General features: G+C 34.8%; 25 protein-coding genes. 16 read left to right on the top strand and 9 right to left on the bottom strand.

Annotation, left to right across the window (positions count from 1 at the left end):
- Positions 1 to 108: 108 nt before the first annotated feature.
- The 3 genes from CQ058_RS23245 to lepB all read left to right on the top strand — a co-directional run bounded on the left by CQ058_RS23245 (position 109) and on the right by lepB (position 2,689).
- Complete coding sequence (locus CQ058_RS23245; RefSeq protein WP_002191835.1) at positions 109 to 1,059, top strand: DMT family transporter; 951 nt, start codon at positions 109 to 111, stop codon at positions 1,057 to 1,059.
- A gap of 124 nt (positions 1,060 to 1,183) precedes the next feature.
- Positions 1,184 to 1,864, top strand: coding sequence for a lysoplasmalogenase (locus CQ058_RS23240; protein ID WP_002063659.1), 681 nt, complete (start codon positions 1,184 to 1,186; stop codon positions 1,862 to 1,864).
- A 288-nt stretch (positions 1,865 to 2,152) separates the two neighbouring features.
- Complete coding sequence (gene lepB / locus CQ058_RS23235) at positions 2,153 to 2,689, top strand: signal peptidase I (RefSeq protein ID WP_002191837.1); 537 nt, start codon at positions 2,153 to 2,155, stop codon at positions 2,687 to 2,689.
- A 43-nt stretch (positions 2,690 to 2,732) separates the two neighbouring features.
- Here lepB and CQ058_RS23230 read toward each other — a convergent pair whose 3' ends face one another.
- The gene (locus CQ058_RS23230; protein WP_002191838.1) at positions 2,733 to 5,516 is read right to left on the bottom strand and encodes a tetratricopeptide repeat protein; all 2,784 of its coding nucleotides are present in this window, start codon (positions 5,514 to 5,516) and stop codon (positions 2,733 to 2,735) included.
- A gap of 476 nt (positions 5,517 to 5,992) precedes the next feature.
- Here CQ058_RS23230 and CQ058_RS23220 point away from each other — a divergent pair, with 476 nt between their 5' ends.
- Positions 5,993 to 6,586 (top strand): DedA family protein, encoded by a 594-nt coding sequence (locus CQ058_RS23220; RefSeq protein ID WP_002029574.1) that lies wholly within the window; start codon positions 5,993 to 5,995, stop codon positions 6,584 to 6,586.
- A 14-nt stretch (positions 6,587 to 6,600) separates the two neighbouring features.
- Here CQ058_RS23220 and CQ058_RS23215 read toward each other — a convergent pair whose 3' ends face one another.
- The 3 genes from CQ058_RS23215 to CQ058_RS23205 all read right to left on the bottom strand — a co-directional run bounded on the left by CQ058_RS23215 (position 6,601) and on the right by CQ058_RS23205 (position 7,856).
- Complete coding sequence (locus CQ058_RS23215) at positions 6,601 to 7,029, bottom strand: EamA family transporter (RefSeq protein ID WP_002029573.1); 429 nt, start codon at positions 7,027 to 7,029, stop codon at positions 6,601 to 6,603.
- A 108-nt stretch (positions 7,030 to 7,137) separates the two neighbouring features.
- Complete coding sequence (locus CQ058_RS23210; protein ID WP_000817786.1) at positions 7,138 to 7,284, bottom strand: BH0509 family protein; 147 nt, start codon at positions 7,282 to 7,284, stop codon at positions 7,138 to 7,140.
- Between the two features lie 155 nt (positions 7,285 to 7,439).
- Positions 7,440 to 7,856, bottom strand: coding sequence for a pyridoxamine 5'-phosphate oxidase family protein (locus CQ058_RS23205; RefSeq protein ID WP_105589999.1), 417 nt, complete (start codon positions 7,854 to 7,856; stop codon positions 7,440 to 7,442).
- Between the two features lie 179 nt (positions 7,857 to 8,035).
- On the opposite strand from CQ058_RS23205, the gene cax reads away from it, so the two are divergent.
- Entirely contained in the window at positions 8,036 to 9,091 is a 1,056-nt protein-coding gene (gene cax / locus CQ058_RS23200) for a calcium/proton exchanger (protein WP_002191840.1), read from the top strand.
- 81 nt (positions 9,092 to 9,172) lie between these two features.
- Positions 9,173 to 9,970, top strand: coding sequence for a YfkD famly protein (locus CQ058_RS23195; protein ID WP_002125017.1), 798 nt, complete (start codon positions 9,173 to 9,175; stop codon positions 9,968 to 9,970).
- A gap of 192 nt (positions 9,971 to 10,162) precedes the next feature.
- Here CQ058_RS23195 and yfkAB read toward each other — a convergent pair whose 3' ends face one another.
- Entirely contained in the window at positions 10,163 to 11,290 is a 1,128-nt protein-coding gene (gene yfkAB, locus CQ058_RS23190; protein WP_002125019.1) for a radical SAM/CxCxxxxC motif protein YfkAB, read from the bottom strand.
- Between the two features lie 213 nt (positions 11,291 to 11,503).
- On the opposite strand from yfkAB, the gene CQ058_RS23185 reads away from it, so the two are divergent.
- The 6 genes from CQ058_RS23185 to truA all read left to right on the top strand — a co-directional run bounded on the left by CQ058_RS23185 (position 11,504) and on the right by truA (position 17,602).
- The gene (locus tag CQ058_RS23185) at positions 11,504 to 11,686 is read left to right on the top strand and encodes an SE1561 family protein (protein WP_002010264.1); all 183 of its coding nucleotides are present in this window, start codon (positions 11,504 to 11,506) and stop codon (positions 11,684 to 11,686) included.
- Positions 11,687 to 12,038: 352 nt separating this feature from the next.
- Positions 12,039 to 13,562 (top strand): class I fumarate hydratase, encoded by a 1,524-nt coding sequence (gene fumA, locus CQ058_RS23180; RefSeq protein ID WP_002091168.1) that lies wholly within the window; start codon positions 12,039 to 12,041, stop codon positions 13,560 to 13,562.
- A gap of 126 nt (positions 13,563 to 13,688) precedes the next feature.
- A complete protein-coding gene (gene pdaA / locus CQ058_RS23175) occupies positions 13,689 to 14,471 on the top strand; it encodes a delta-lactam-biosynthetic de-N-acetylase (protein ID WP_002029593.1) in 783 nt (260 codons plus the stop codon).
- A 59-nt stretch (positions 14,472 to 14,530) separates the two neighbouring features.
- Positions 14,531 to 15,391: a DNA-3-methyladenine glycosylase family protein gene (locus tag CQ058_RS23170; RefSeq protein ID WP_002191841.1), complete on the top strand. Its 861-nt coding sequence runs from the start codon at positions 14,531 to 14,533 to the stop codon at positions 15,389 to 15,391.
- 10 nt (positions 15,392 to 15,401) lie between these two features.
- On the top strand, positions 15,402 to 16,781 hold the full coding sequence (gene rlmD, locus CQ058_RS23165; RefSeq protein ID WP_002029595.1) for a 23S rRNA (uracil(1939)-C(5))-methyltransferase RlmD: 1,380 nt from the start codon (positions 15,402 to 15,404) through the stop codon (positions 16,779 to 16,781).
- Positions 16,782 to 16,864: 83 nt separating this feature from the next.
- Complete coding sequence (gene truA / locus CQ058_RS23160) at positions 16,865 to 17,602, top strand: tRNA pseudouridine(38-40) synthase TruA (protein ID WP_002125027.1); 738 nt, start codon at positions 16,865 to 16,867, stop codon at positions 17,600 to 17,602.
- A gap of 52 nt (positions 17,603 to 17,654) precedes the next feature.
- Here truA and CQ058_RS23155 read toward each other — a convergent pair whose 3' ends face one another.
- The gene (locus CQ058_RS23155) at positions 17,655 to 17,852 is read right to left on the bottom strand and encodes a hypothetical protein (protein ID WP_002140273.1); all 198 of its coding nucleotides are present in this window, start codon (positions 17,850 to 17,852) and stop codon (positions 17,655 to 17,657) included.
- Positions 17,853 to 17,933: 81 nt separating this feature from the next.
- On the bottom strand, positions 17,934 to 19,337 hold the full coding sequence (locus CQ058_RS23150; RefSeq protein ID WP_002191842.1) for a sigma-54 interaction domain-containing protein: 1,404 nt from the start codon (positions 19,335 to 19,337) through the stop codon (positions 17,934 to 17,936).
- Positions 19,338 to 19,638: 301 nt separating this feature from the next.
- Here CQ058_RS23150 and CQ058_RS23145 point away from each other — a divergent pair, with 301 nt between their 5' ends.
- The 3 genes from CQ058_RS23145 (at position 19,639) to CQ058_RS23135 (ending at position 22,803) form a co-directional block, all read left to right on the top strand.
- Entirely contained in the window at positions 19,639 to 19,893 is a 255-nt protein-coding gene (locus tag CQ058_RS23145; protein ID WP_002010281.1) for a biotin/lipoyl attachment domain-containing protein, read from the top strand.
- Positions 19,894 to 19,999: 106 nt separating this feature from the next.
- Positions 20,000 to 21,421 carry an amino acid permease gene (locus CQ058_RS23140; protein WP_002125032.1) on the top strand — a complete coding sequence of 474 codons (1,422 nt, stop codon included), beginning with the start codon at positions 20,000 to 20,002 and terminating at the stop codon, positions 21,419 to 21,421.
- A 47-nt stretch (positions 21,422 to 21,468) separates the two neighbouring features.
- A complete protein-coding gene (locus CQ058_RS23135) occupies positions 21,469 to 22,803 on the top strand; it encodes an acetylornithine deacetylase (RefSeq protein ID WP_105589998.1) in 1,335 nt (444 codons plus the stop codon).
- Positions 22,804 to 22,887: 84 nt separating this feature from the next.
- Here the strand turns inward: CQ058_RS23135 and CQ058_RS23130 are convergent, their stop codons facing one another.
- Positions 22,888 to 23,541: a helix-turn-helix domain-containing protein gene (locus CQ058_RS23130; RefSeq protein WP_002029602.1), complete on the bottom strand. Its 654-nt coding sequence runs from the start codon at positions 23,539 to 23,541 to the stop codon at positions 22,888 to 22,890.
- Positions 23,542 to 23,678: 137 nt separating this feature from the next.
- Between CQ058_RS23130 and ytaF the strand changes: the two genes are divergently transcribed.
- Positions 23,679 to 24,290, top strand: a complete 612-nt coding sequence (gene ytaF / locus CQ058_RS23125; RefSeq protein WP_002191844.1) for a sporulation membrane protein YtaF — start codon at positions 23,679 to 23,681, stop codon at positions 24,288 to 24,290.
- Positions 24,291 to 24,453: 163 nt separating this feature from the next.
- On the opposite strand, the gene CQ058_RS23120 is transcribed toward ytaF, so the two are convergent.
- Positions 24,454 to 24,798 carry a DUF3969 family protein gene (locus CQ058_RS23120; RefSeq protein WP_002139535.1) on the bottom strand — a complete coding sequence of 115 codons (345 nt, stop codon included), beginning with the start codon at positions 24,796 to 24,798 and terminating at the stop codon, positions 24,454 to 24,456.
- Positions 24,799 to 24,823: the final 25 nt, after the last annotated feature.

Genomic DNA, 24,823 nt, shown 5'->3' with positions numbered 1-24,823 from the left:
CTTTTACTGCCCGGCGAATAGCGGGATAAACTGAAAACTTGTGTTTTCGCATTTCCTTTGGTATATATGAATATTGTTCATAAAAAGGTCGGAAAGGAAGACATCAAGTTGAAGACAGAGAAATTTTTTACCCATCCGATTGGCGTGTTTATTGCTGCAATAGTAGCAACATTTTTATGGGGAAGCGCATTTCCCTTTATTAAATTAAGCTATGCTGAACTTGGAATTCAGCCACAAGAAGTCGGGGAACAAATATTATTTGCTGGCTATCGCTTTTTCTTATCTGGTGTAATGCTCTTATTATTTTTTAAAGCGTTAGGAAAAGATATGAAGTTCAAAAAAGGAACAGGAAGGCAGTTAGTTCAAATTGGCTTGTTTCAAACTTTTCTTCAATATATATGTTTTTATATTGGAATGAGTTACAGCTCAGGAATTGAAGGAGCGATTATTTCAGGAACATCATCATTCTTTCAAATTTTACTCGCACACTTTTTATATAAAGATGATGCTCTAAATAGGCGAAAAGTAATTGGAGTAGCTATCGGTTTTTGCGGTGTGATTTTAGTGAATGTACCGAGTGATGGAAGTTTATCATTTCATTTTGGAATAGGTAGCTTATTACTTCTTGGGGCAGCCATGATGTATTCGTATGGAAACATATTAGCGAAAGAAGGTAGTAAAACATTAGATATTGGGTATATGACAGCATATCAGATGATTTTCGGATCAATGGGGTTGCTATGTATAGGTGCATTTCAAGTTGGAATGATGCCATTCACATTTAATCTACATGCAATACTTATGCTCATATATTTATCGTTCTTATCAGCAGCCGGATTCTGTATATGGAATACAATTATGAAGTATAACAAAGTAGGGAAAGTCTCGATGTATATGTTCTTTATACCAGTGTTTGGTGTGCTACTATCAAGTCTAATTTTAGGGGAAGCAATCCATTCCTTTGTACTATTTGGTTTAGCGTGTGTCGCAGCGGGAATTATTGTAGTAAATCGTAACCCGGTTAAAAAGAAAGTTGAGCAAGAAAAACAAGTAGCATAGAGAACAGAAAAACGATTAAAATGGAAGAACAGTATTGTTCTTCTTTTTTTACATAGAAAAAGGAGAACGTGATATATGTAACGAAAAAAAGATAGAATAAAGCATTTATTGAGGAGAACATATTATGAATGTACTTTACATTGTGTTAGTCGGGCAAATTATTCTTTTTTTAATGGGAGCAATTTATGCAATAGGACAGACGAAGAGAACGAGAAATAATATGCCGTTACCTTTAGCAGTTCGTCTTATTCTTAGTTTTTCTTTAACAGGAAGTGCAATTTGGATATGGTTACAAGATCCATCGGCTGAGTACAGTACGTGGGTTGCACTCGGTATGACCTTATCAACTGTAGGGGATTTATTTATGGCAGGATTAATTCCAATTGGTCATCGATTAATTGGAGGAATGGTTACTTTCGCTCTTGCACATTGTTTCTATGTGAAAGCATTTTTACAAACAGGTATTTCATGGAATGGTTTTTGGATCGGTTTACTCGTATACGGACTCTTTCTAATTATAGGGTGGTTTTTCTTTATTCGAAATGAAAAACAAGACAAACTTTTTACAATAGGCGCTCTAATTTACGGTTTGTGGGTTGGAGGAATGGCATGTTTTGCATTTGCCTTATATTACGAGAATATAGGAATATGGTGGATACCAGCACTTGGTGGTTTACTGTTTGTGATTTCTGATTTTATTATCGGCGTGACAGATATTGGAGGGCGCAAACTGAAGTATGAACCGCTTTGGATTTGGTTTACATATGTCGCAGCGCAGATGTGTATTGTATATGTAGGATTATAAAAAAGATACTCTCAAAAATAGTTGATAGACTATTTTGAGAGTATCTTTTTTATTGTTATGCTATTATATTTGTTTGTTTAATTTGTGCAGTATTTTATACTTTCTAAGCATAAATTTCATAGGGAAAGTCCTGTTTGATAGATGGAAAACATAGTATATAAAAATAGTGAATTTATAGGGATTATTATTTTTATATTTGTAATATTCTAATGTTGTAATTCAGAATTTTGTGGAAATTAACCAGTCGGAGTACTTATAATAAAAATAAAAAGATGATGAGATGGTGGAATGATGCAAAAGAAAAAAAGTTTGCGTGAATTCTTTGAAATAATTGCAATTGCATGTTTATTAGTGTTTTTGGCAAAAATCTTTTTGTTTTTCCCTACGACTGTAAAAGGAGCATCGATGAGGCCGACGTTACAAGATGGAGATAAAGTAATAATTAATAAACTTGCAAAGAGATTTGAAAGTTATGAGAGAGAGGATATTATTGTCGTGCAGACAGATAATTTCTATGTGAAGAGAGTTATTGGATTACCAGGAGATGTAATTGAGATGAAGAATGATCAATTATATGTTAATCATCAAGTGAAAAATGAAGAGTATTTAAAGAATAATAAAAAACAGGCAGAAAAATTACTTATCAATTTAACTGAAGATTTTGGACCGATTACAATTCCTAAAAATAAAATTTTTGTGATGGGAGATAATCGTTTAGTTAGTAGGGATAGTAGGAACGGCTTAGGGCTCATTGATAGAACAGAAGTATTAGGAAAGTTCATGGCGATATATTATCCATTTGAACATGTGAAAATTGTAGATTAAAAATAAGAAAAACCAAGCGAATTAGTTGCTTGGTTTTTCTTATTTAAACAGTCGGTGTTTTATTTATTGTTTCTTGTGAAGCAATATGTTCATTATTTTGGTCGATATTTAACATGAATTTTCGTTGTAACAATTGCAATTTAAAGAGTGTTAAAGGATCATGATAAGTTTCTGGGTTTGTTCTTAGCTTTGTTAATGTTTGCTCATCTTCTTGTATTTCAAGTTGGGCCGCTTCTACGGTTTGTTTCAATATGCTAAGAGGGTCTTTAAAGAACATCATGATATCCCGTTCTAGCGCACCTTCAAATACTTCAAATTGAAGGAAGAATTGTTTTGAAATCATCTGAGCAACTTCTGTATAATCTTCTGTTTCAATATATTGTTTATATTTATTTGATAGCATAGATTGATTTTTTTGCATATTACCGAATAATTTCCCTGCACTCTTTAAGAAGAATTGTGTCGGTGTAAAGCGTAATAAAATATTGATGTTAGCTACTGTAATTCTATTCGTCATTCTTGCAACATCTCTATCCCAGTCATCTAGTAATTTGAAATCACAAGGAAGTTTAATACGCTCTTCCTCATAGAGCTTATTAAAGGTATCGCTCATTTCATCTAAATAAGCCTGAGCTTGAATGAATTCATTATGAGCAGTTTCAATCCATTCTTGAATAGACCCAGTAAATTTAGGAAGAAGCACTTGCTGTACATGTTTTTGAATTCTTTCATTCATTGCTACATTTAGTTCTTCATGGACCAGTTTGAAATCACTATCTTCTTGAACGAGGTCAGAGCAACTCTGCAACAATTCAGGAATTTGAGAATGTATATCCTGCGTAATCTCTTCTTTCGTTAAGAGATAAGATTCTGTAATAGAACGAATTTTATCTTTTTGAATGGCAGTAAGATTATTAATAAAACCATCAAGTTTTACTAAAATATGTTTATTCCAGCGAACGGATTTCACTAACGTATTTTCTAATTCCACACGTTCATTTACAAGGTATGCAATTGTTTTTTGGATAAACCATAATAATTTTTCAATGCGTTCTTTTTCCACGTTACGCTGAGTAAGGTTAGAAAGAATAGAGTCTGTTACATTACCTAGCTGTTCACTACTCTCTTGTGAAGGAGAGTAAGGGAAAAAGTGTGCTTCTGGGAAATGTACGAGTATTTTCTTTTTAATGCTGTTCGTGATATTTTCACTAGTATTCGTATCAATTGTTTGTAAGACGAATTTAATTTGTAAATTTGGTACTTGCTCACGAATATATAATAATGTATCGAGCTCTTCATCATGTAATGGTGAAGCTGAATTTAGGACATAGATGAGACTATCTGCTGCCTGTAAGTATTCAAAGTGAGAGCTGTTTTTGTCAAGTTGTCCATGCACAGTAGGTGTGACAAGGAATGAAAACTTATTTTTTCGTAAAAATCTACTTGGTAATTTAACTTCAATACATTTTCTTTCTAGTTTTGACTGAGAAGGTACCGCTAGTATGTTATGAAGTTCGTCAAAGTTTGGTATATTTCGTATATCTAGTTCTGTAAGCTCAGTTATTTCAGTTTGACTATCATCTTTAAATGTAATTGAAGTTGTTATAGCCTCATTTAATATATTTTCTCCTAGTATAGAGTTAATAAAGGCTGATTTATCATAATCGCTAGCTCCTGCTACTAGAAGTTGTGTAACAGTTAAATCGTATAACTCACGAACAAGTAGTGTGAATTGATGACCTAAATCTACATCATTCTTCTCAGCCCATACAGCAATCGTTTCAAATAATGCTGATACGTCTGCCATATCAACATTTGCATGAGCTGATGCATTTGAAAGTAAGGCACCTGCGCTTTTTACGAGTAATGATTCTAGAGTTGTCGGTGAAACTTCATTCCATGCTAATACTGCTGCGGAGACAAGTAAAGAATCTTCCGCTCTCATTAAACTAAACCAATTTGTTAATAAATCTGGTACAAGTCCTTGTAATTCGTGCATGAAATGTTGTCCAGTAATCAATTCGAAGTACGTCTCTTGATAGCGAGTAGAAATTTCATTCCAATCGTCATGAGCATCTACTTCAACATGTAAGAATAGGTGATTTATTGTTTGAATCCAAGGTAGATGGAATGATTCATTTTCATAGCTGTTCCAAAGTGAGATAACAAGCTCTTTAAATTGAACTTGATCAATTGTATATAAGGCTTTTAAAGATTCATAGAAATACTCAGGTTTAATTTTTTTAGTAAAGCCTCTGTTCACATAATTGATTAAAGTATCGAACCAGTGTAATGATTTTGTTCGAATTCCTTCTTGAACAGCGAGTTCAATAGCATTATTCCAATCTTCTTGTTTTTCATAGAACGATCGAGCGATTGCAGTAATATTTGGATAGTCTGGTTGAAATGCAACAGCCTCGCTAATCGTCTTAAATGCTAGTCCTAAACGATTTTGCTCTATATAAAGAGAAAGAAGTTGTAGGGAGACTTCCATTGTAAGAGTTGTATCTTCTGTTTGGATAGATGTATAAATTTCTTCTGCTTTTGGCAAGAAATCTAATTCGAAATAAGCATCTGCAATATTCTTCATAGCCCAGAGAGCAAGTTCATTATTTACTTTCTCCCATTTGAATATAGCGGCTTCAAAGTCGTTAGTTTGAAAATAAACTTCACCTTGTGCAAAGCGAACATTAGATATATTGGAGAATTCATTCTTTGATTCATTTATATATGCTTCACCGAGTACTTCCGCTACCGGAATGGAAGAGTCTTCTGTTAAAAATGTTTTATAGTAAATCTTTTGGATAAATTGTTTTTCAATGGTCATGTTCGTTCCCCCTGTATAATTTAGAAAAATGATGTTGTATGTAAAAGGGTGCATGTTACTCTAATAGGTAGAAGTTGCATTATATAGACCAAACTATGTTTTTGCTAGATATATCATTTTTCTTGAGAGTTAAACCGTTGCAAAAAGTAACTTCCCTTTATTGTAACAAAAAAATAAGCCTATGAATTTTTATTTTTTTATCTCGCTATTTATAGGAAGTAAGACTCCTACTCCAAAATTGAGCGAATGCAAGGAAGTTAAGTGGGAGCCCTGCTGCCCGTAAAATCCCGATTGGTTCAGGCTAATAATCAGTGGGGATGGATAAAAAACCACCGATTAAATCTCTATTTAAGGAATGGAATAGAAGTAGAGTTCATTATAAAAACAATGTATAGTGAATATGTATACCATGTTTGTCTTAAAGATAGAATGGGCACAATATGGGATAACGATCGTGTATAGGATGTGTCTTCCGAATGGAACAACATATTGGCGAGTTAATCGCACATTATGGATATTTTGGAATTATTATAGCTTTAGCTGGCGGGATTGTTGGATTACCTATACCGGATGAGTTTTTATTGACTTTTATTGGATATAACATTTCAAAAGGAGTTATGTCAGGAACAGCTGCTTTTTTAAGTGGAATGGCAGGTGCAATGCTTGGCATTACATTAAGTTACATATTAGGTTTAAAACTTGGGCTCCCTGTTTTAAAAAAATATGGTCCGAAAGTTAGAATTAAGGAACATCATATTGAAAAAACACATATTTTATTTGAAAAATACGGTCCATTTCTTTTAATGATTGGCTACTTTATACCGGGAGTACGTCATTTAACAGCATATTTTGCTGGAGTTTCAAATTTAACATTGTGGCGATTTTGTTTGTATGCTTACGGTGGTGCACTAATTTGGATAAGTGTTTTTATTGGCTTAGGTTGGAAACTGGGAGAGAAGTGGCGCTTTGTTGAATATAGTTTACATCATTATGGAATATGGATTTTATTAGTTTCGGCAATTGTAATATTGATTGTGTGGATTTACATAAGGAAAAGAAAAAACCGCTAATAATAGCGGTTTTTTTAGCTGAAAGCAATAAATAATACACCAGCTGTAATAAAGACTACACCAATACCGGTCATAAAGTTTAACTTTTCACCTAATATAATCATCGCGAGAATAATGGAAAATACTACACTTAATTTATCGATAGGTGCTACTTGTGAAACTTTTCCTGTTTTTAACGCAAGAAAATAAAATAGCCATGACGAAGCACCAGCGATTCCACTTAATGTGATAAATAGCAGTGCTTTTTTATTTAGGAGGACATCACCGATATTTTGAAATTTACCTTGTATAATAATAACTCCTACCATAAATAATGCCATAATAATAGAGCGAACCGTTGTTGCGACGTTGGCATCGATTCCATCTAAACCAATCTTTCCGAAAATAGATACGAGGGCAGCAGCAATTGCTGATAATAGTGCGAATAATAGCCATGAACTCATAGTGAAACTCCTCCGATCTTACATTATTATACATGAAAATCATTCTCATGTATAAAAACCGAAATAAACCCCCGCCCTATATTTTTAATAAGGTGGGGGTTTATTATACTACTCTGCTATTTCTTCATATAAAAAGTACGTTACATTATAAATATGCTCTACTTCATCGTCTGTCATAAATAATAATTCGTCACGTTCAATCCCTTTTTTCTTTTCAATAAACTCAATCATGTTTTTTCGTTCTTCTCTTTTCATCAATTTTAATTTCTCCCCTCAATCTGTTTTAATACAGTTTATTTAAGTTACTGCTATTATATAACAGAATCTTTAGAAAGTTCCACCTATTTTATTGTTTTTTTCAGAAGAACCTTTCGACAAAACAAGCCCACCTAAGGGGGCTTGTTTTTATTTTATAGTCGTAAAAACTCGGGCTCGGTCGTACCAGCACCATCGATGTAATAAATTGTATCGGGATTGATTTTTATTAGTACGTAATTAGGGTCTTCCGCACCGAGTAACCAGCGTTTTAAGCTATTAGTCCAAAATTTGTTTTTTAATGTTTGATCTTCTTCGATGGAAGCTATGCCTTCAACTTCAATGTAATCCTCATCTAATTTCTTTCCTTCACGTCCAAGTAGCACATGTACATTGGAATTTTTTTCAATATCTGTTATCTTTTTTGAATTTCGATCTGTTGCAACATATAGTACAAAATCTTCGTGGAAAAACATCATAAAGGCGCTATGTGGCTTATCGTTACGTACAGTAGATAATACACCAGTGCGTTGACCTTGAATAATAGTTGCGATTTTTTCTTTTAAGTACATATTTTTTGCCTCTTTTCATAATTCATAATTTTTTCTGTCTGGACAAGATAATTTAAATATCTTTCATACTGTTTTCTTCAATCCGATTTTTTAAACGTAATTGTGATGAAATCGGACAAGTTAGGAGATGAATAATAATAATATCGAGGAGAAATACATACGATGGAAGGATGAAAAGCATGTTTAATAAAATATTTCTCATAGTAGCGCTTATAGGTGTACCACTTTCTGTAATCGGAAAAACACTTCATTGGCCACAAACTATTATGTTTGCTGTATACTGCATTACTATTATTGCATTAGCTGGTTTTATGGGGAGGGCGACAGAAAGTTTAGCAATTGTTTCTGGGCCTCGGATAGGTGGTTTATTAAATGCAACTTTCGGTAATGCCGTGGAACTTATCATTTCAATTTATGCACTCCAGGCAGGATTAACAGAAGTTGTTTTAGCTTCCTTAACTGGTTCTGTACTTGGAAACTTATTACTGGTAGGAGGGTTATCCTTCTTTATAGGTGGCCTTAAGTATAAAAGACAAAGTTTCAATGTTTATGATGCAAGACATAATTCAGCTTTATTAATATTTGCTGTTGTCGTAGCTTTTGTTATTCCAGAGATTTTTTCAATGAAGATGGATGCTGGAAAGACGTATCAATTAAGTATTGGTGTTTCTATTATCATGATCATTATGTATCTTGCTGCATTGCTATTTAAGTTAGTTACGCACCGCGGTGTATATCAACATAAAAGTGATGAAGTAGCGCATGAGGAAGAGCCAGAGTGGTCCAAAGGTAAAGCGCTACTCATTTTAGCGATAGCAACACTTGCAGTTGCTTATGTGTCAGAGGCACTCGTACATACTTTTGAAACGGTCGCAAAGTCGTTTGGCTGGTCAGAGTTATTTATAGGGGTTATTATCGTTGCAATTGTTGGTAATGCAGCAGAACATGCATCTGCGATTATTATGGCATATAAAAATAAAGTAAATATCGCAGTAGAAATTGCAGTAGGTTCTACATTACAAATCGCCATGTTTGTTGCTCCTGTTTTAGTACTTCTTTCGATGTTTTTTGCACAAAAGATGCCGTTAGTATTTACAATACCAGAGCTTGTTTCCATGATTACAGCTGTTTTCTTAACTATTGCTATTTCAAATGATGGGGATACAAACTGGTTTGAAGGAGGCACTTTATTAGCTGCGTATGTCATTATGGGAATTGGTTTTTATTTATTATGAAAAATAGGGATAACAATGCTTCAGAGGGAAAACACTAAATACAGTAATTTATATACCTTTACATAGGAAGGAGCCAGACAGGTGAAACGAGTATACAGCATATGTCTTTCAACCATGGTCTCGTTTATTTTATTATTTCCTAACAGTAGTTTTGCAAAGACAACGGTAGAAGTAAAAATGCCTTCATCTGTTTTAAATATTTCAAAGGATAATACATTTCCAAATGATGCACAAGATTTACCGCGTTTACAGCCAAGTAAGTTTGCGCAAGAACTATTGAAAACAGCAAATATCAAAATTGAAAACCCAGATTTAATTCGAATGTTTAATGAAACGACAATTTCGAATGCGCCGCTTGCAGTAGGGTACCGAGCGAAAATTTATTTAGGGCAATGGGCATTAAATTATGAGTCAATAGACACATCGATTAATTGGGAATATAAGCAAGTAAATCGAAATGTATATGATAATCGCGGAGGGGATCGCTTATACCCACTTCGCTATAAGCAAGAAACCCAAAAGACAATCGAAGGTGATTTAACAGCAGATATGAAAGATACTACAGATGTGAAAAAAATGATGCTTCTAAAAGCGCTTGAAAAAGTACAATTGCCACTTTCATTTAAAACAACCATTGGTTATGGTACCGGACATGAGCGTGTTTATAATATTAGTCCAAGTCAACTTGGATATTTATATGCGTATACACCAGCAGTAAATGAAAAAGGAAAAGTAACATTTGGAGAAGTCTACCTTGTGTTAAAAGGGAATCAAAAAAAGCTTGTCGTGAAAAATATTACATCTCAAGGAATCGGAGCCGCTATTCCAATTCATGATCATTTATTTTTTAAATTTGTTTCTTCATCGCATGCACAATGAAATAAAAAACGTCAGCCTATAAGCTGACGTTTTTTATTTATCCCGCTATTTGCGGGCAGTAAAACTCCCACCTCAAAATTCGGCTGGAGCAAAGAAGTTAGGTGGGAGGCCCTGCTGCCCGTAAACTCCCGATTGGTGTGGGCTAATAATCAGTGGGGGATGAACAAAACAACCACTGATTAAAGTTTCACTTTATAACATAATGTTTGATGTTTTTGATAAGAAATCTTCTTTTGGATAGTAGCTATTTTTTACAAGAACGTTTGGTCCAAGGCATTTCACGGCAGGACAATGGCAACTTAATGATTTTGCTGTTTTTGAGTCACACCATTTGTCGTAAGCTTCTTGTAGTGTATTTGTTTGTACATTACCTAGAAGCGGGACATCACCGAAGTCGGTCACGATAATATTTCCATCGAAAATATTTACGTTCAAACGAGAACGACCATCTGGATCATTGCGGACAGTTACATTTTTACTTTCATGTAATTTCTTTAGTGTAGCTAAATCGTGTTCATTATCACTACATGCATAGAAAGGTAATGTTCCGAATAACATCCACACATTTTCATCACGGATCTCTAATAAATGTTCAACTGCATTTCGAATTTCTTCTTTTGTTAAAATTTCAAGTGTGCTAGCGAAGTCACTCGGATACATCGGGTGAACTTCATGACGTTTACAGCCCATTTCTTCAACGATTTGACGGTGAATATGTTCAATATGTGGTAGAGTTCGTTTGTTTAACATAGTTTCGGCTGATACGAGTACACCTGCCTCTGATAGAGCTTTACTATTTGTAATCATTCTTTCAAATAATTTAGCGCGCTGTTCATAAGTAGGCTTACGCTCCATCATTGCAAATCCGCCTTCAACGAAGTCATCGATTGTTCCCCAGTTATGTGAAATGTGCAATACATCTAAGTAGGGAATAATTTGTTCGTAACGTGCTAAATCTATAGTTAAGTTTGAGTTAATTTGAGTGCGAACGCCTCGTTCATGGGCGTATTTTAAGAGTGGTGTTACATAGTTGTCGACGGATTTTTTTGAAAGCATAGGTTCTCCGCCTGTAATACTTAAAGAACGTAAATGAGGAATCTCATCTAATCGTTTTAATAAAAGCTCCATCGGAAGCGGGTTTGGATCTTTCGGCTGTAATGTGTAACCAACAGCGCAATGCTCGCAACGCATATTGCATAACGTCGTCGTTGTAAACTCAACGTTTGTTAATAGTAGTTTGCCGTACTCTTCAAGGTCCATATACGCTTCCCATGGATCGTAAGAAGGAGTAATCGGCTTCATTATTTGTGATATCGTCATATGAAATACTCCTTTGACTATTGAAATAACAATTTGTCCATTCTCTATAATAGAAGAATATGAGCTTTTTATAAAGTGAAACTTTTTTGTGAAAAAAGAGAGAGGGCTTACATTATAATGAATTACTGTGACGAAATTGATGAAATTACATGCCCATAGCAATCATTTTTGCGGTATAATAAAAGCAACTCGAATTAAAAGGAGAGTGCCTTCATGGGAAAAGCAATTCAAGGTAAAGATTCACAACTAGTATATTTGAAAGAACGTTTAAATATGTTCATTGAAGTAATTGATACGATTGAACCAGAAGAGGTAGAATTAGAAGATGTAGATCGTCTTCTTGCAATGTTAGATGAATTAGAACTGAAATGTGAGCAATTTAAAAAAGACGAATAATATATTAAAAAGGCTGCCACTACAAAATTGGCAGCCTTTTTCTGTGCGAATAATAGAAGGAATATAGAAAAAAAGGTATAATCAAGTTGTGAAAAATTTCATTTATACTTTAATAGCGTGAAATAAAGTGAAACTTTACTCAGTGGGGGGTCATTCCCCACTGAGTATTAGTTGAACCAATCGGGCGTTTACGGGCAGTTGATCTCCAACCTAACTTCTTTGCTCCACCTGAATTTTGAGGTGGGAGTCTTACTGCCCGTTAATGCGGGATAAATAAAAAGCTGAAGAGCATAACAATGGAATTTTCATCTCATAACGTTTTGGTAGCGTTCACAATTGAGGGGGAAGTACAATGGAAAAGCTTCAAGAAAGCATGTATCAACTAGTTGTTGAAACGTCAACGAACTTACCGAAGGATGTTCGTCGTGCGATTCAACAAGCGAAAGAGCGAGAAAATGCAGGGACTCGTTCAGCGATGGCACTTGGCACAATTACGAATAACATTAAAATGGCAGATGATAATATCTCGCCAATTTGCCAAGATACAGGGATGCCAACGTTTAAAATTTATACACCAGTTGGTGTGAATCAATTAAAACTGAAGGAAGCTATCTATAGTGCGCTTGAGCGGGCGACAAAAGATGGTAAACTTCGTCCAAACTCTGTTGATTCTCTTTTTGGAGACAATAGCGGAAACAATTTAGGACCAGGTACACCTGTTATTAAGTTTGAACAATGGGAAAAAGATTACATTGATGCACGTTTAATTTTAAAGGGCGGCGGTTGTGAGAATAAAAATATTCAATATAGCCTGCCTTGTGAAATAGAAGGACTTGGACGAGCTGGGCGTGATTTAGAAGGAATTCGTAAATGCCTTCTTCATGCAGTATATCAAGCGCAAGGTCAAGGGTGTAGCGCAGGAGTAATCGGCGTCGGTATCGGGGGAGACCGCACATCAGGTTACGAATTAGCAAAAAATCAATTATTCCGTACATTAGATGATGTAAATCCAGTTCCAGAATTACACAAGCTTGAAGAGTACGTATTAGAGAATGCGAATAAGCTTGGCATTGGTACGATGGGATTTGGCGGAGAAACAACTTTATTAGGTTGTAAAATTGGAGTATATAATCGTTTGCCAGCGAGCTTCTACGTATCTGTTGCGTATAATTGTTGGGCATATCGTCGTCTTGGCGTAACAATTCATCCTGAAACAGGTGAAATTATGGATTGGTTATACCAAGAAGGTGAAGATACACTTCAACAAGACGCTGCGCAAGAACAAACAGAGCAGCGTGAAATCGTATTACAAGCTCCAATTACAGAAGAGCAAATTCGTGAACTTCGTGTTGGTGACGTTGTTACAATTAACGGCATGATGTATACAGGACGTGATGCGATTCATAAACATTTAATGGATAACGATTGTCCAGTAGATTTAAAGGGACAAATTATTTATCACTGTGGTCCAGTTGTAGTGAAGGATGAGAATGACAATTGGCAAATTAAAGCGGCAGGTCCAACGACAAGCATTCGTGAAGAGCCATATCAAGGCGATATTATGAAAAAGTTCGGTATTCGTGCTGTAATTGGTAAAGGCGGTATGGGTGCTAAAACATTAGCAGCTTTAGAAGAACACGGTGGTGTGTACTTAAATGCAATTGGTGGTGCAGCGCAATATTATGCTGAATGTATTAAAGAAGTGAAAGATGTTGATTTCTTACAATTCGGTATCCCAGAGGCAATGTGGCATTTACGTATCGATGGTTTTAAAGCAGTTGTAACGATGGATTCTCATGGTAAAAGTCTACATGCTGATGTTGATAAAACATCACTTGAAAAATTGGCGAGCTTTAAAGAACCTGTATTTAAGTAAAGAGAAGTGCATCTCGAATTATTCGAGGTGCATTTTTTTGGTATATATAGAAAAACATGTTCAGCATGAAAGAAAGCAGGGAAACAGAAACTACAGGTACGATTATATATGGAAAGGAGACTATTTATGAAATATAAATGGTTATATATAGGTCTCATTTTTTCAATTATGATGGCACTTGTTCCAGTTTCAACATTTGCTTATACGAATACACCACATAACTGGGGAATCCCACGTCCTAAAAATGAAACGGTGCCAGATGCAGGGAAACTATATACAGAATTACTACAAAAAAATGGTGGGTTTTATTTAGGAGATACGAAGAAAAAAGATATTTATTTAACATTTGATAATGGATACGAAAATGGATATACAGGAAAGATTTTAGATGTACTGAAGGAGAAAAAAGTACCAGCAACTTTCTTTGTGACGGGACATTATATAAAAACACAAAAAGATTTATTATTAAGAATGAAAAATGAAGGACATATTATTGGTAATCATTCTTGGAGTCATCCAGATTTTACAACAGTAAATGATGCAAAACTTCGTGAAGAATTAACGAGCGTAACGGAAGAGATTAAAAAAGTTACTGGGCAAAAAGAAGTGAAATATGTACGCCCTCCGCGAGGCGTGTTTAGTGAAAGAACGCTAGCGCTTACGAAAGACATGGGATATTATAACGTGTTTTGGTCGCTTGCATTTCTTGATTGGAAAGTAGATCAGCAAAGAGGATGGCAATACGCTCATAATAATGTAATGACTATGATTCATCCAGGATCTGTTTTGTTACTTCATGCAATATCAAAAGATAATGCAGAAGCACTTGCGAAAATCATTGATGATTTGCGCGAGAAAGGGTATCATTTTAAAAGCCTAGATGATTTAGTAAAAAGCAATCAACCGTAAGCATGTATGCTTGCGGTTTTCTCATGCTATAATGATGTGTAAAAAGGATGGGGAAACGTATGTGGAGCGAACATGTTACGTTAGAATATCCGTACCATTTTGAGGAAGTACTAAAGCGTTTATCTTTCGACCCGTTAAACGTTATTCAATTAGACGAGAAAGTAATTTATGTCCCGCTTTTTATAGACGAAGAACAGATTGTTGTTCGTTTGCAAGGGATTGGTACTGTTCAAAATCCACAGTTTTGGATCTCTAGTCAGGCAGGAGATCAAGAGAAAGTAATGAAACGAATGAGATCCATTTTTCACTGGAATGAACCGTTTCAAAATATACAAAATCATTTTTTAAACACATCATTACGTCCACTATTTGAAACATATGCTTATACTCCAATTATTTTAGAATTTGATTATTTCGCTTGTCTTCTTCGCTGTATAATTCATCAACAAATAAATTTGAAATTTGCTACTGTGCTAACAGATCAATTTGTAAAACGATATGGGACAGAGAAGAACGGCGTTTTCTTTTTCCCAACACCAGAAAGAGTAGCAAACATTTCAATAGAAGAATTGAGAGAGCAGAAGTTTAGTCAGCGAAAAGCCGAATATATAGTAGGATTAGCAAAACATATTGTAGGCGGTAAATTAGATTTAGCAAGGATACAAAACGAAACAGAAGAAGTATCGGCACAATTGTTACCAATAAGGGGTATTGGAGCATGGACAGTGCAAAACTTTTTAATGTTTGGGCTTGGTCGGAAAAATATGTTTCCAAAAGCAGACATTGGAATTCAGCGCGCAGTGCAAGGTGTATTTCAATTAGATAATAAGCCTGATGATGCATTTTTAGAAAAAGTGAAACAAGAGTGTGAACCATATTGCAGTTATGCAGCGTTATATTTATGGAAAAGTATAGAGTAGAGGTGTAATAATGATACAAAAGCAACAAGAGAGTAAGTTGGAAGTTGGTCAAACGTTTCCTGTGACAATTAAACGTCTTGGGATTAACGGAGAAGGCGTTGGTTATTTTAAGAGACAAGTTGTTTTCATTCCAGGGGCATTACCAGGAGAAGAAGTTGTTGCTGAAGCAACGAAAATTCAGCGTGGCTTCGCTGAAGCGAAAGTGAAAAAAGTTCGTAAATCCTCACCACATCGTGTGAAAGCACCATGTTCAGTATATGAGGAGTGTGGTGGCTGTCAATTGCAGCATTTAGATTATAAAGAACAATTAAATCAAAAGCGTGATATCGTTGTACAAGCATTTGAGAAGTACATGAATAACAGTCTGGAAGAGAAAATTCGTCCGACGCTTGGTATGGAAAATCCATGGCATTATCGTAATAAAAGTCAATTGCAAGTGGGGCGTAAAGACGAAAAGGTTATTACAGGGTTATATAAGCAAAACTCACATCAGTTAATTGATATTTCTCATTGCATGATTCAGCATAAAGCAACGAATGAAGCGACAAAAGTTGTAAGACGTATATTAGAAAAATTAAATGTTTCTATTTACAATGAGAAAAAACAAAAAGGTTTAGTACGCACAATTGTGACACGTACTGCAGTTCAAACAGGGGAAGTGCAAGTCACACTTATTACAACAAAAGAAGAATTACCAAATAAAGATCAATTTATCGCAGAAGTGCAAAAACAAATGCCAAGTGTTAAATCAATTATGCAAAACGTAAACTGGCGTAAAACATCTGTTATTTTCGGTGATAAAACATTTAAATTAGCTGGAAAAGAAGTAATTCAAGAAACACTAGGTGATTTATCATTTGAATTATCAGCACGCGCATTCTTCCAATTAAATCCAGAACAAACAGTTGTTTTATACGATGAAGCGAAAAAAGCAGCTGCTTTAACAGGAAACGAGAAGATTGTGGATGCGTATTGTGGTGTCGGTACGATTGGACTTTGGCTTGCGAATGATGCAGCGGAAGTACGTGGTATGGATGTAATTCCAGAAGCGATTGAAGATGCAAAGAAAAATGCAAAACGCCACGGATTCACAAATGCAAAGTATGAAGCTGGTAAAGCGGAACAATGGTTACCAAAGTGGGTAAAAGAAGGCTGGCGTCCAGATGTCATTGTTGTCGACCCACCGCGTACAGGTTGTGATGATAAATTACTTGAAACGATTTTAAAAGTGAAACCGAAACAAGTTGTTTACGTGTCTTGTAACCCTTCCTCATTAGCACGTGATGTGGAAACATTAATGGAGAGCTATGAAGTGGAGTATGTACAACCAGTTGATATGTTCCCGCATACTGCGCATGTAGAAAATGTAGTGAAACTTGTTAGAAAGTAACATTCAATAAGGATATGTCCCTCACAAAGCAGGAGCTATGTGAGGGTATATTTTATTTAGCGAATGGAAGTAAGGAGAATATAATGAACAATTATAAATTGACGATTCAATATGATGGTGCGCGTTATAAAGGGTGGCAACGTCTTGGTAATAATGACAATACGATTCAGGGGAAAATCGAAAGTATAATATCTGAAATGGTCGGAAAAGAAATTGAAATTATCGGCTGTAGTAGAACGGATGCTGGTGTACACGCTTTGAATCAAGTAGCTAACTTTCAAAGTGATGAGAAGTTAGTAGAACATAAAGTAAAAAAGTATTTAAATCAATATTTACCAAATGATATTAGTATTACGAGTGTAGAAGAAGTACCAGATCGTTTCCATGCTCGTTACAATTCTAAAGCAAAAACATATCTTTATAAAATTTGGAATGAAGAGCATACGAACCCATTTATGCGTAAATACAGCATGCACGTGAATAAACAATTAAATGTGAAAAGCATGAAAGAAGCTGCGAAACATTTAGTTGGTTCACATGACTTCACTGCCTTTTCAAATGCAAAGTCTAAGAAAAAATCTATGGTTCGAGAAGTGTATACACTTGATGTTTCCGAAGAATCAGGATTTGTACAAATTAGAGTAAGTGGTAACGGATTCCTTCATAACATGGTGCGGAAAATTGTTGGAGCATTAATTGAAGTTGGATTAGGGCAATTAGAGGCGGACGCAATTCCAAACATTTTAGAGGAAAAACAACGTAATCAAATTAATTGTCTTGCTGAGGCGAGTGGATTGTATTTGGAGAATGTTGAATTTTAATAATAAGTAAAAAAATCGAGCTGATAAGGCTCGATTTTTTTGCACTCTGAAATTAAGAAGATTTCTCTTTCTTCATACGTAGCTTCAAATTCCAAAAAGCAGCAAGCATAATAGCTGCAAAGGAGCCGCTAATTGTGCCTAAGAGCTTTGCATGAGGAAAGCTGCTCATATCAATGAATAGCATTATACATAGAATGGTAGGGAAAAGACCTAAGTAGTGTAATAACTTCAACTTCTTATCATTACTCATATACATTGCCCCTTTCTAGCATATTATACGTTTATTATAACATATTTTACCAATTTCTTTACACTTGGAGAAAGATTCATTTCATATGTGTAAGTGCAATTTTTTAATTCGATATTGTAAGTTTTGTCTACTCAATCCTAAAAATTTTGCGGCTTGTGAGATATTACCTTTATTTTCTTTAAGAATTTGATGGATATATTTCTTTTCCATTTCTTCGATTATACGTTTTAAAGTTTGTGGCGTATCAGTATTGTGACTAGTTAGCGGAGTCTGCATATTCAGTTCCTTTTTTGCTAGTTCGCGAAAGTGCGTTGGCATATGGAACGCTGTAATGATATCTTCATCTTCTATTAAGTTCATGGAGCCTTCAATTATATGTTCTAGTTCTCTCACATTACCAGGCCAATCGTATTTATAGAAGAAGTTATTTACGTTTAAATCTACATCTTTTACGCTAAGATCAAATTGGATATTGTATTTTTCAATAAAGTGTTGAACAAGATATGCAATATCTTCTTTTCGTTCCCGTAAAGGTGGAAGACATAAAGTAACAACGCTTAATCGGTAATATAAGTCTTGTCTTAATCGATTGTGTGCTATGGCTTCAAGAGGATCTTCATTAATAGTTGCTATAATACGAACATCAATTTCTTTTTCTTGCGCCCCCCCAATTCTTCGTATTGTTTTCTCTTGTATAGCACGCAATAATTTAGCTTGAAGTGCTGGGCTTAATGAGTTGATTTCATCTAATAACAAAGTTCCCCCATTTGCCTCTTCAAATAAACCAGGTTTATCTATTGCTCCTGTAAAAGCACCTCGATTTGTACCAAATAGTAAACTTTCCATTAAGGTTTCTGGTATAGCGGCACAGTTTTGCGAAATAAATGGTTTTGTTGAACGCTGGCTTTCATTATGGATGCTTTGTGCAAATAGCTCTTTACCGGTCCCTGTTTCCCCGATGATAAGTATGGAGGATGGCGTACGTATTACTCTCTTTGCTTCTGTAATGACCGATTGAATAGCTCTAGAATCACCAATTATGTGATCAAAGGTAAACTTAGTATTTTGTTTTCGAGAAAGGTTCGTTTTCATTGTTTGTTTTAAATGACTAATCTCTTTTGAAATTTCAATAGCGCCTTTAATTTTTCCATTTTCTATTATAGGAAAAGTATCGTTAATCGTCGTAATCTCTTGTCCTTTATTGTTAAAATACGTTTGTTTTATATTTTTGTTTGTTTTTCCAAGTTTTAAAGCCTCTATAAGAGTACTATTTTTATTTTCTTCAAATGCAAATACTTCTAAAGGATTTTTATCTAGCACATCTAAGCGATCCATTGATTCAATTTCCATCATTTTACGGTTATAGATAATCGTTTTACTTTCCTCATTAATAATATGGATCCCAATATCTAGTTCATTGAGTAAAGTTTCGTATAGCACATTCATTTCAATAATCTTTTTAAAATTGATTTCTTCTGTATGCATGTATTATCTTCTCCTCGTTATACCCTATGAAGACTGACTTTTTATAATTTTATTAAAATTCTTATAAAATCGCAAAATTTTTTTGCTATTTTCTCTTAAAAATTTTCAAATGATAGAAAAATTTTGCGGTTATGCAGATTTTTTTCGTAAGAAATCCTAATTTTACATAGGTATTGAGGTTGGTACGTATTTTGCATGAATAGTAGTTAAGATCTCTAAATTTAAAGAGTAGGGGGATTATGAATCTTTATAGTGTATGCAACGTTTCAGTTTCAATTAATAAGAGGGAGGAATTTATAAAGTGAAGACGGTTATAGAAGGCGTGTATAGTCCTTGTTACGGGAAAGTAGAGAAATTATTTGTTACTGAAAGTTCTTACGTATATGAGTGGGAAAAATTAGCGTTAATTGAAACAATAGATAAGCAGCAGGTGGAAATTAAAGTGGGAATCAGTGGTTATATCGAATCATTAGAAGTGGTAGAAGGACAAGCTATCGCTGATCAAAAACTATTAATAACAGTGAGGGATGACCTTTTAATAACAGGTAGTGATTAATATAAGTAGTATGTATTTTTGCTCTTTTAAATAATTATTTTTACTATGAAGAATTTTAAAAACGCTTACATTAAATGGGTTTGCAAAGTGAAAAGGGGGGATTTATATGATGGATCAAAACCAAGGATTAAAAAGAGAATTGAAAAGTCGGCACATATTTATGATTGCACTCGGAGGGGTTATTGGTACTGGGCTTTTTTTAGGATCCAGTTATACAATTCATGAAGCTGGACCTGGAGGAGCGATTGTAGCGTATCTTGTCGGTGGATTTGTTATGTATTTAACGATGCTCTGTCTTGGAGAGTTAGCGGTTGCGATGCCTGATGCAGGATCGTATCAAACATATGCTACAAAACATATTTCACCTGCAGCGGGTTATGTAGTGGGATGGATGTCGTGGCTAAACTGGACGGCTACGATAGGCATTGAATTAATTGCAGTTAGTATATTAATGAAACGTTGGTTTCCAGATGTATCATCATGGATTTGGTGCGTAGTGTTTGCTGTATTACTCTTTGTTATTAATGCGTTATCTTCAAGAAGTTTTGCGGAAGTTGAATTCTGGTTTGCAAGTATTAAAGTAATTACAATTATTGCATTTATCATTTTGGGCGGGGCAGCAATGTTTGGTTTTCTAGATATGAAAGGAAATGAACCAGCGCCGATGTTTTCTAGCTTTACTGATTATGGTGGATTGTTCCCAAATGGATTATCAGCCATTTTAATTACGATGATTGCAGTTAATTTTTCCTTCCAAGGAACAGAACTAGTTGGTATTGCAGCTGGTGAGAGTGAAAATCCAGAGAAAACTATCCCGAAGGCAATTAATAATACAGTTTGGCGCATACTTATTTTCTTTGTACTATCTATTTTTATTCTTGCGGGACTATTTCCTTGGCAGCAAGCAGGAGTGATAGAAAGTCCATTCGTAGTTGTATTTGATAAAATTGGTATTCCTTATGCGGCTGATATTATAAATTTCGTTATTATTACAGCTGTACTATCAGTTGCGAATTCAGGATTATATGCAACTTCCCGTATGCTATGGTCTATGTCTAATCAAGGAATGATTAGCCCGATTTTTGGTAAATTATCTAAAAACGGTGTTCCTATTTATGCATTGATTGTAAGTACGTTTGTAGGGTGTCTCTCATTACTATCAGGTATTTATGCGGAAGATACAGTTTATTTATGGCTTCTTTCTATTGCTGGGTTTGGAGCGATATTAGTTTGGGCATCTATTGCTTTATCTAACCTATTAGCTAGAAGGACATACGTGAAGCAAGGGGGAGATATTAAGGATTTGAAATTTAAAACACCACTGTATCCATTTGTTCCAATTCTTGCTTTAGTATTAAATTTAACAGTAATTGTAGCTATGGCTTTTATTCCAGAACAAAGAATGGCATTATATTGTGGTATTCCATTTATGATCGTTTGTTTACTGTTTTACCGTGCTACTAGAAATAAGAGAAGTAAAGTAGAACATACTGAAAAGACAAATACAACCGAATTAGAAAGTTTATAATAGTGATTAATTTGGAGACTGTAAGATTGTAAACAGTCTCTTTTTTTGTGAAAATAAATTTGGAAACATACTACGTATGCAAAGGGGAATTAGCAATGAATCAAGAAGTTTCACAGCTATTAGAACAGATTGATTTACGAAAAGAGGAGCTACTAGAACTTACAAAAACTTTAATTCGTTTTGAAACACCAGCACCACCAGCAAGAAATACAAATGAGGCGCAAGAATTTGTTGCGGAGTTTCTAAAAAAACGAAATTTTAGTATTGATAAATGGGATGTATATCCAAATGATCCGAATGTTGTTGGAGTGAAAAAGGGGACAGCAAGTGAGTCACATAAAAGTCTCATTATTAATGGACATATAGATGTTGCAGAAGTATCAAAGGACGAACCGTGGGAAACAAAGCCGTTTGAGACGTTTATAAAAGATGGTTGGTTAGTTGGGAGAGGCGCGGCAGATATGAAAGGTGGACTAGCTGGAGCCTTATTTGCTATGCAGCTTTTAGAAGAAGTGGGGATTGAATTACCTGGAGATTTAATTTTTCAATCGGTAATTGGCGAAGAAGTAGGAGAAGCAGGGACACTTCAATGTTGTAAGCGTGGTTATGATGCTGATTTTGCAGTAGTAGTTGATACAAGTAATTTACATATGCAAGGGCAGGGCGGCGTAATTACTGGATGGATTACAGTGAAAAGCCCGCAAACGTTTCATGATGCAACACGTAGACAAATGATCCATGCTGGAGGACGTCTATTTGGAGCGAGTGCGATTGAGAAAATGATGAAGATTGTCCAAAGCTTACAAGAGTTAGAGCGTCATTGGGCAGTCATGAAAACATATGAAGGCTATCCATCTGGAACAACAACAATTAATCCAGCTGTTATTGAAGGAGGACGTCATGCGGCATTTATTGCGGATGAGTGCCGATTGTGGATAACCGTACATTTTTATCCAAATGAAACGCATGAACAAATAATAGAAGAAATAGAAGAGTATTTAGGAAAAGTGGCAGCAGCAGATCCATGGTTAAGAGAGAACCCACCACAATTTAAGTGGGGCGGAGAATCAATGATTGTGGATCGTGGCGAAATTTTTCCTTCTTTAGAAGTAGATAGCGAACATTTTGCTGTCAAAACGCTAAGTTCAGTACATGAATCTATTTTATCTAAAAATGCAATTTTAGATATGTCAGCAACGGTAACTGATGGCGGATGGTTTAGTGAGTTTAACATTCCAGCTGTTATTTACGGACCAGGTACATTAGAAGAAGCTCATTCAATAAATGAGAAAGTTGAAGTTGAGCAGTTAATTGAATTTACAAAAGTAATAACAGCGTTCATATATGAATGGTGTCATACAAAAAATAGATTAGTATATTGAAATTGTACAGGTATGTACTTGTACGCTTTTTTAGTGAACTATTTCAGAGTTGAACATAAACAACTGAAATAGTCCTTTATTTTTCTATGTTTTTCGTTTTATTTCAATTAATTTCTCTTTAGCTAATTCAACGGCAATCGCATCATCTAAATAGCCGATTGGAAAAAGATAATCGGGGATAATGTCTGTTGATAAAATGAAATATAGTAAGGCACCCCCAATAATTGCACGCTCTTCGGTTGAAATGGTTTCTGTACAAAATTGTTGGTACATATTTGTTAATTGCTCAATGAAAGGACCAGCACTATCAATTTGTTCTATTTTACTTTTGAAACTCTCGTGAATACGTTTTTCGCCTTCAGTAGTTTGAGCATAGCGCTCGTAATTTTCAAGTTCTTGTTTTACACGAGTTGTTGTGTATTCGAAGTCGAATAGGTTAGAGGATTGTAATGTTTGTTGAATTGTATCGAGAGATGTGTACATATCTGCTTTTTCCTTATTTATGTGTGGAGAGTTAGGGTACATTTCATCAAGTAATAATTGCGGTGGAACTTGTAGACAGTTTGCGAATTTTTGTAAATGGTTTTGCTTCGGTTGTTGTTTGCCATTAATTATTCTTGAAATTGTTGCAGGATCAATATTTGTAAGTGTTCCTAGTTGGCGCATAGATAGAGCGCGCTCCTTTAACAGTTTCTTTATTAATTTACCGAGCCGCTCATTTGGATTTCCATTGGGCATAATGTAGGCACTCCTTTTCTATTGTCTATCGTTGAAAAAATGTTGAGCATTTATTACAAGTATATGAAACAGACAGGCACAGTTGCTCAACATTTTCATAATATGCAACGAAAAGTGAGAAAAGGGGTGACTGTACGATGAGTACGGCAGGTTTATTTTCAATTTTTTTAATCGGGATTGCGTCTAATTTAGATAATGCAGGTGTTGGGATTGCATATGGCATTCGTAAAATTCGAATTTCGTGGCTTAACAATTTTATCATCGCATTTTTTGGATTTTTATTTACTTTACTAGCTGGATTTTTTGGGAATTGGATCGCATTATTTATTTCAGAGTTCACAGCAAACATTATTGGAGCAATCGTTTTAGGAATAATCGGGGTGTTTATTTTATGTCAGCCTTTCTTGAGTCAAAAAGATACCGTAGAATCTAAAGATAGTAGTGTACTTATGGGGGTTTTACGTAATCCAGAAAAAGCAGATTTTGATGGTTCTAAAACAATTAGTTTTTCTGAAGCAATTGTTTTAGGAGTTGCATTGTCCATAAACAATATTGCAGGTGGATTTGATGCTGGAGTAACAAATTTAAATCTTTGGCTTACGGCATGTATTTCTGGAGTTTTTAGTTTTATTTGTATTAGTGGTTTTACGTATGTTGGTAAAAGATTTTTAGCTGAATACTTAGGGAAATGGGCAACTGTAATTGCAGGTGTGTTATTAATTCTTATTGGAATTGATCAATTGTTGTAAGAATGATAGGGAAAACAGTATTCGAGTATTTCCTTGGAAATACACTAAGAAATTGCATATATCGACGTGAAATCTTTTCACGGTAATGAAAGATTGTAAGTATTATACAAATCTTTGTGTGTAAAAAGGTTTAAAAAAGTAAAAGCACCTGCATAGGTGCTTTTTAGCGTATATCTTCAATTAGTTGTGCACATTCATCATCATGCATACTGTACTCACTTAAAACTTGAATACAAAGCCATTTCAGTTCTTCGATACTATGCTCAAGTTCTTCGGGAAGTACATGGTAAATGTCTTCAAGTCCCATTCCGAAATGAATAAGTTCTAATACTTGATCATCGATGTTCCGATCCATTAATAGTTCAAGCACTTCTAAATTGAATATGTATCGGTGAGATTCATCGAGTGAAACAACTTTTAGTTTCAAACTTTCTACAATACTCAATATAAAAAGAAGAATTGTTTTTTCGAGAACAGGTTGTTTCTCCATTTGAAATATGAGTTTCATCTTTTACACCTCCACATACAGCGCT

Origin of the sequence: Bacillus sp. MYb56 (genome assembly GCF_002976445.1) — a bacterium.
Classification (GTDB): domain Bacteria; phylum Bacillota; class Bacilli; order Bacillales; family Bacillaceae_G; genus Bacillus_A; species Bacillus_A mycoides.
This window is presented reverse-complemented; position numbering and strand designations above follow the sequence as displayed.

Coding starts and splice junctions, on each gene's coding strand:
- CQ058_RS23240 (WP_002063659.1), top strand. CDS start 1,184: ATGAATGTACTTTACATTGTGTTAGTCGGGCAAATTATTCTTTTTTTA.
- lepB (WP_002191837.1), top strand. CDS start 2,153: ATGATGCAAAAGAAAAAAAGTTTGCGTGAATTCTTTGAAATAATTGCA.
- CQ058_RS23230 (WP_002191838.1), bottom strand. CDS start 5,516: ATGACCATTGAAAAACAATTTATCCAAAAGATTTACTATAAAACATTT.
- CQ058_RS23220 (WP_002029574.1), top strand. CDS start 5,993: ATGGAACAACATATTGGCGAGTTAATCGCACATTATGGATATTTTGGA.
- CQ058_RS23215 (WP_002029573.1), bottom strand. CDS start 7,029: ATGAGTTCATGGCTATTATTCGCACTATTATCAGCAATTGCTGCTGCC.
- CQ058_RS23210 (WP_000817786.1), bottom strand. CDS start 7,284: ATGAAAAGAGAAGAACGAAAAAACATGATTGAGTTTATTGAAAAGAAA.
- CQ058_RS23205 (WP_105589999.1), bottom strand. CDS start 7,856: ATGTACTTAAAAGAAAAAATCGCAACTATTATTCAAGGTCAACGCACT.
- cax (WP_002191840.1), top strand. CDS start 8,036: ATGTTTAATAAAATATTTCTCATAGTAGCGCTTATAGGTGTACCACTT.
- yfkAB (WP_002125019.1), bottom strand. CDS start 11,290: ATGACGATATCACAAATAATGAAGCCGATTACTCCTTCTTACGATCCA.
- CQ058_RS23185 (WP_002010264.1), top strand. CDS start 11,504: ATGGGAAAAGCAATTCAAGGTAAAGATTCACAACTAGTATATTTGAAA.
- fumA (WP_002091168.1), top strand. CDS start 12,039: ATGGAAAAGCTTCAAGAAAGCATGTATCAACTAGTTGTTGAAACGTCA.
- pdaA (WP_002029593.1), top strand. CDS start 13,689: ATGAAATATAAATGGTTATATATAGGTCTCATTTTTTCAATTATGATG.
- CQ058_RS23170 (WP_002191841.1), top strand. CDS start 14,531: ATGTGGAGCGAACATGTTACGTTAGAATATCCGTACCATTTTGAGGAA.
- rlmD (WP_002029595.1), top strand. CDS start 15,402: ATGATACAAAAGCAACAAGAGAGTAAGTTGGAAGTTGGTCAAACGTTT.
- truA (WP_002125027.1), top strand. CDS start 16,865: ATGAACAATTATAAATTGACGATTCAATATGATGGTGCGCGTTATAAA.
- CQ058_RS23155 (WP_002140273.1), bottom strand. CDS start 17,852: ATGAGTAATGATAAGAAGTTGAAGTTATTACACTACTTAGGTCTTTTC.
- CQ058_RS23150 (WP_002191842.1), bottom strand. CDS start 19,337: ATGCATACAGAAGAAATCAATTTTAAAAAGATTATTGAAATGAATGTG.
- CQ058_RS23140 (WP_002125032.1), top strand. CDS start 20,000: ATGATGGATCAAAACCAAGGATTAAAAAGAGAATTGAAAAGTCGGCAC.
- CQ058_RS23130 (WP_002029602.1), bottom strand. CDS start 23,541: ATGCCCAATGGAAATCCAAATGAGCGGCTCGGTAAATTAATAAAGAAA.
- ytaF (WP_002191844.1), top strand. CDS start 23,679: ATGAGTACGGCAGGTTTATTTTCAATTTTTTTAATCGGGATTGCGTCT.
- CQ058_RS23120 (WP_002139535.1), bottom strand. CDS start 24,798: ATGAAACTCATATTTCAAATGGAGAAACAACCTGTTCTCGAAAAAACA.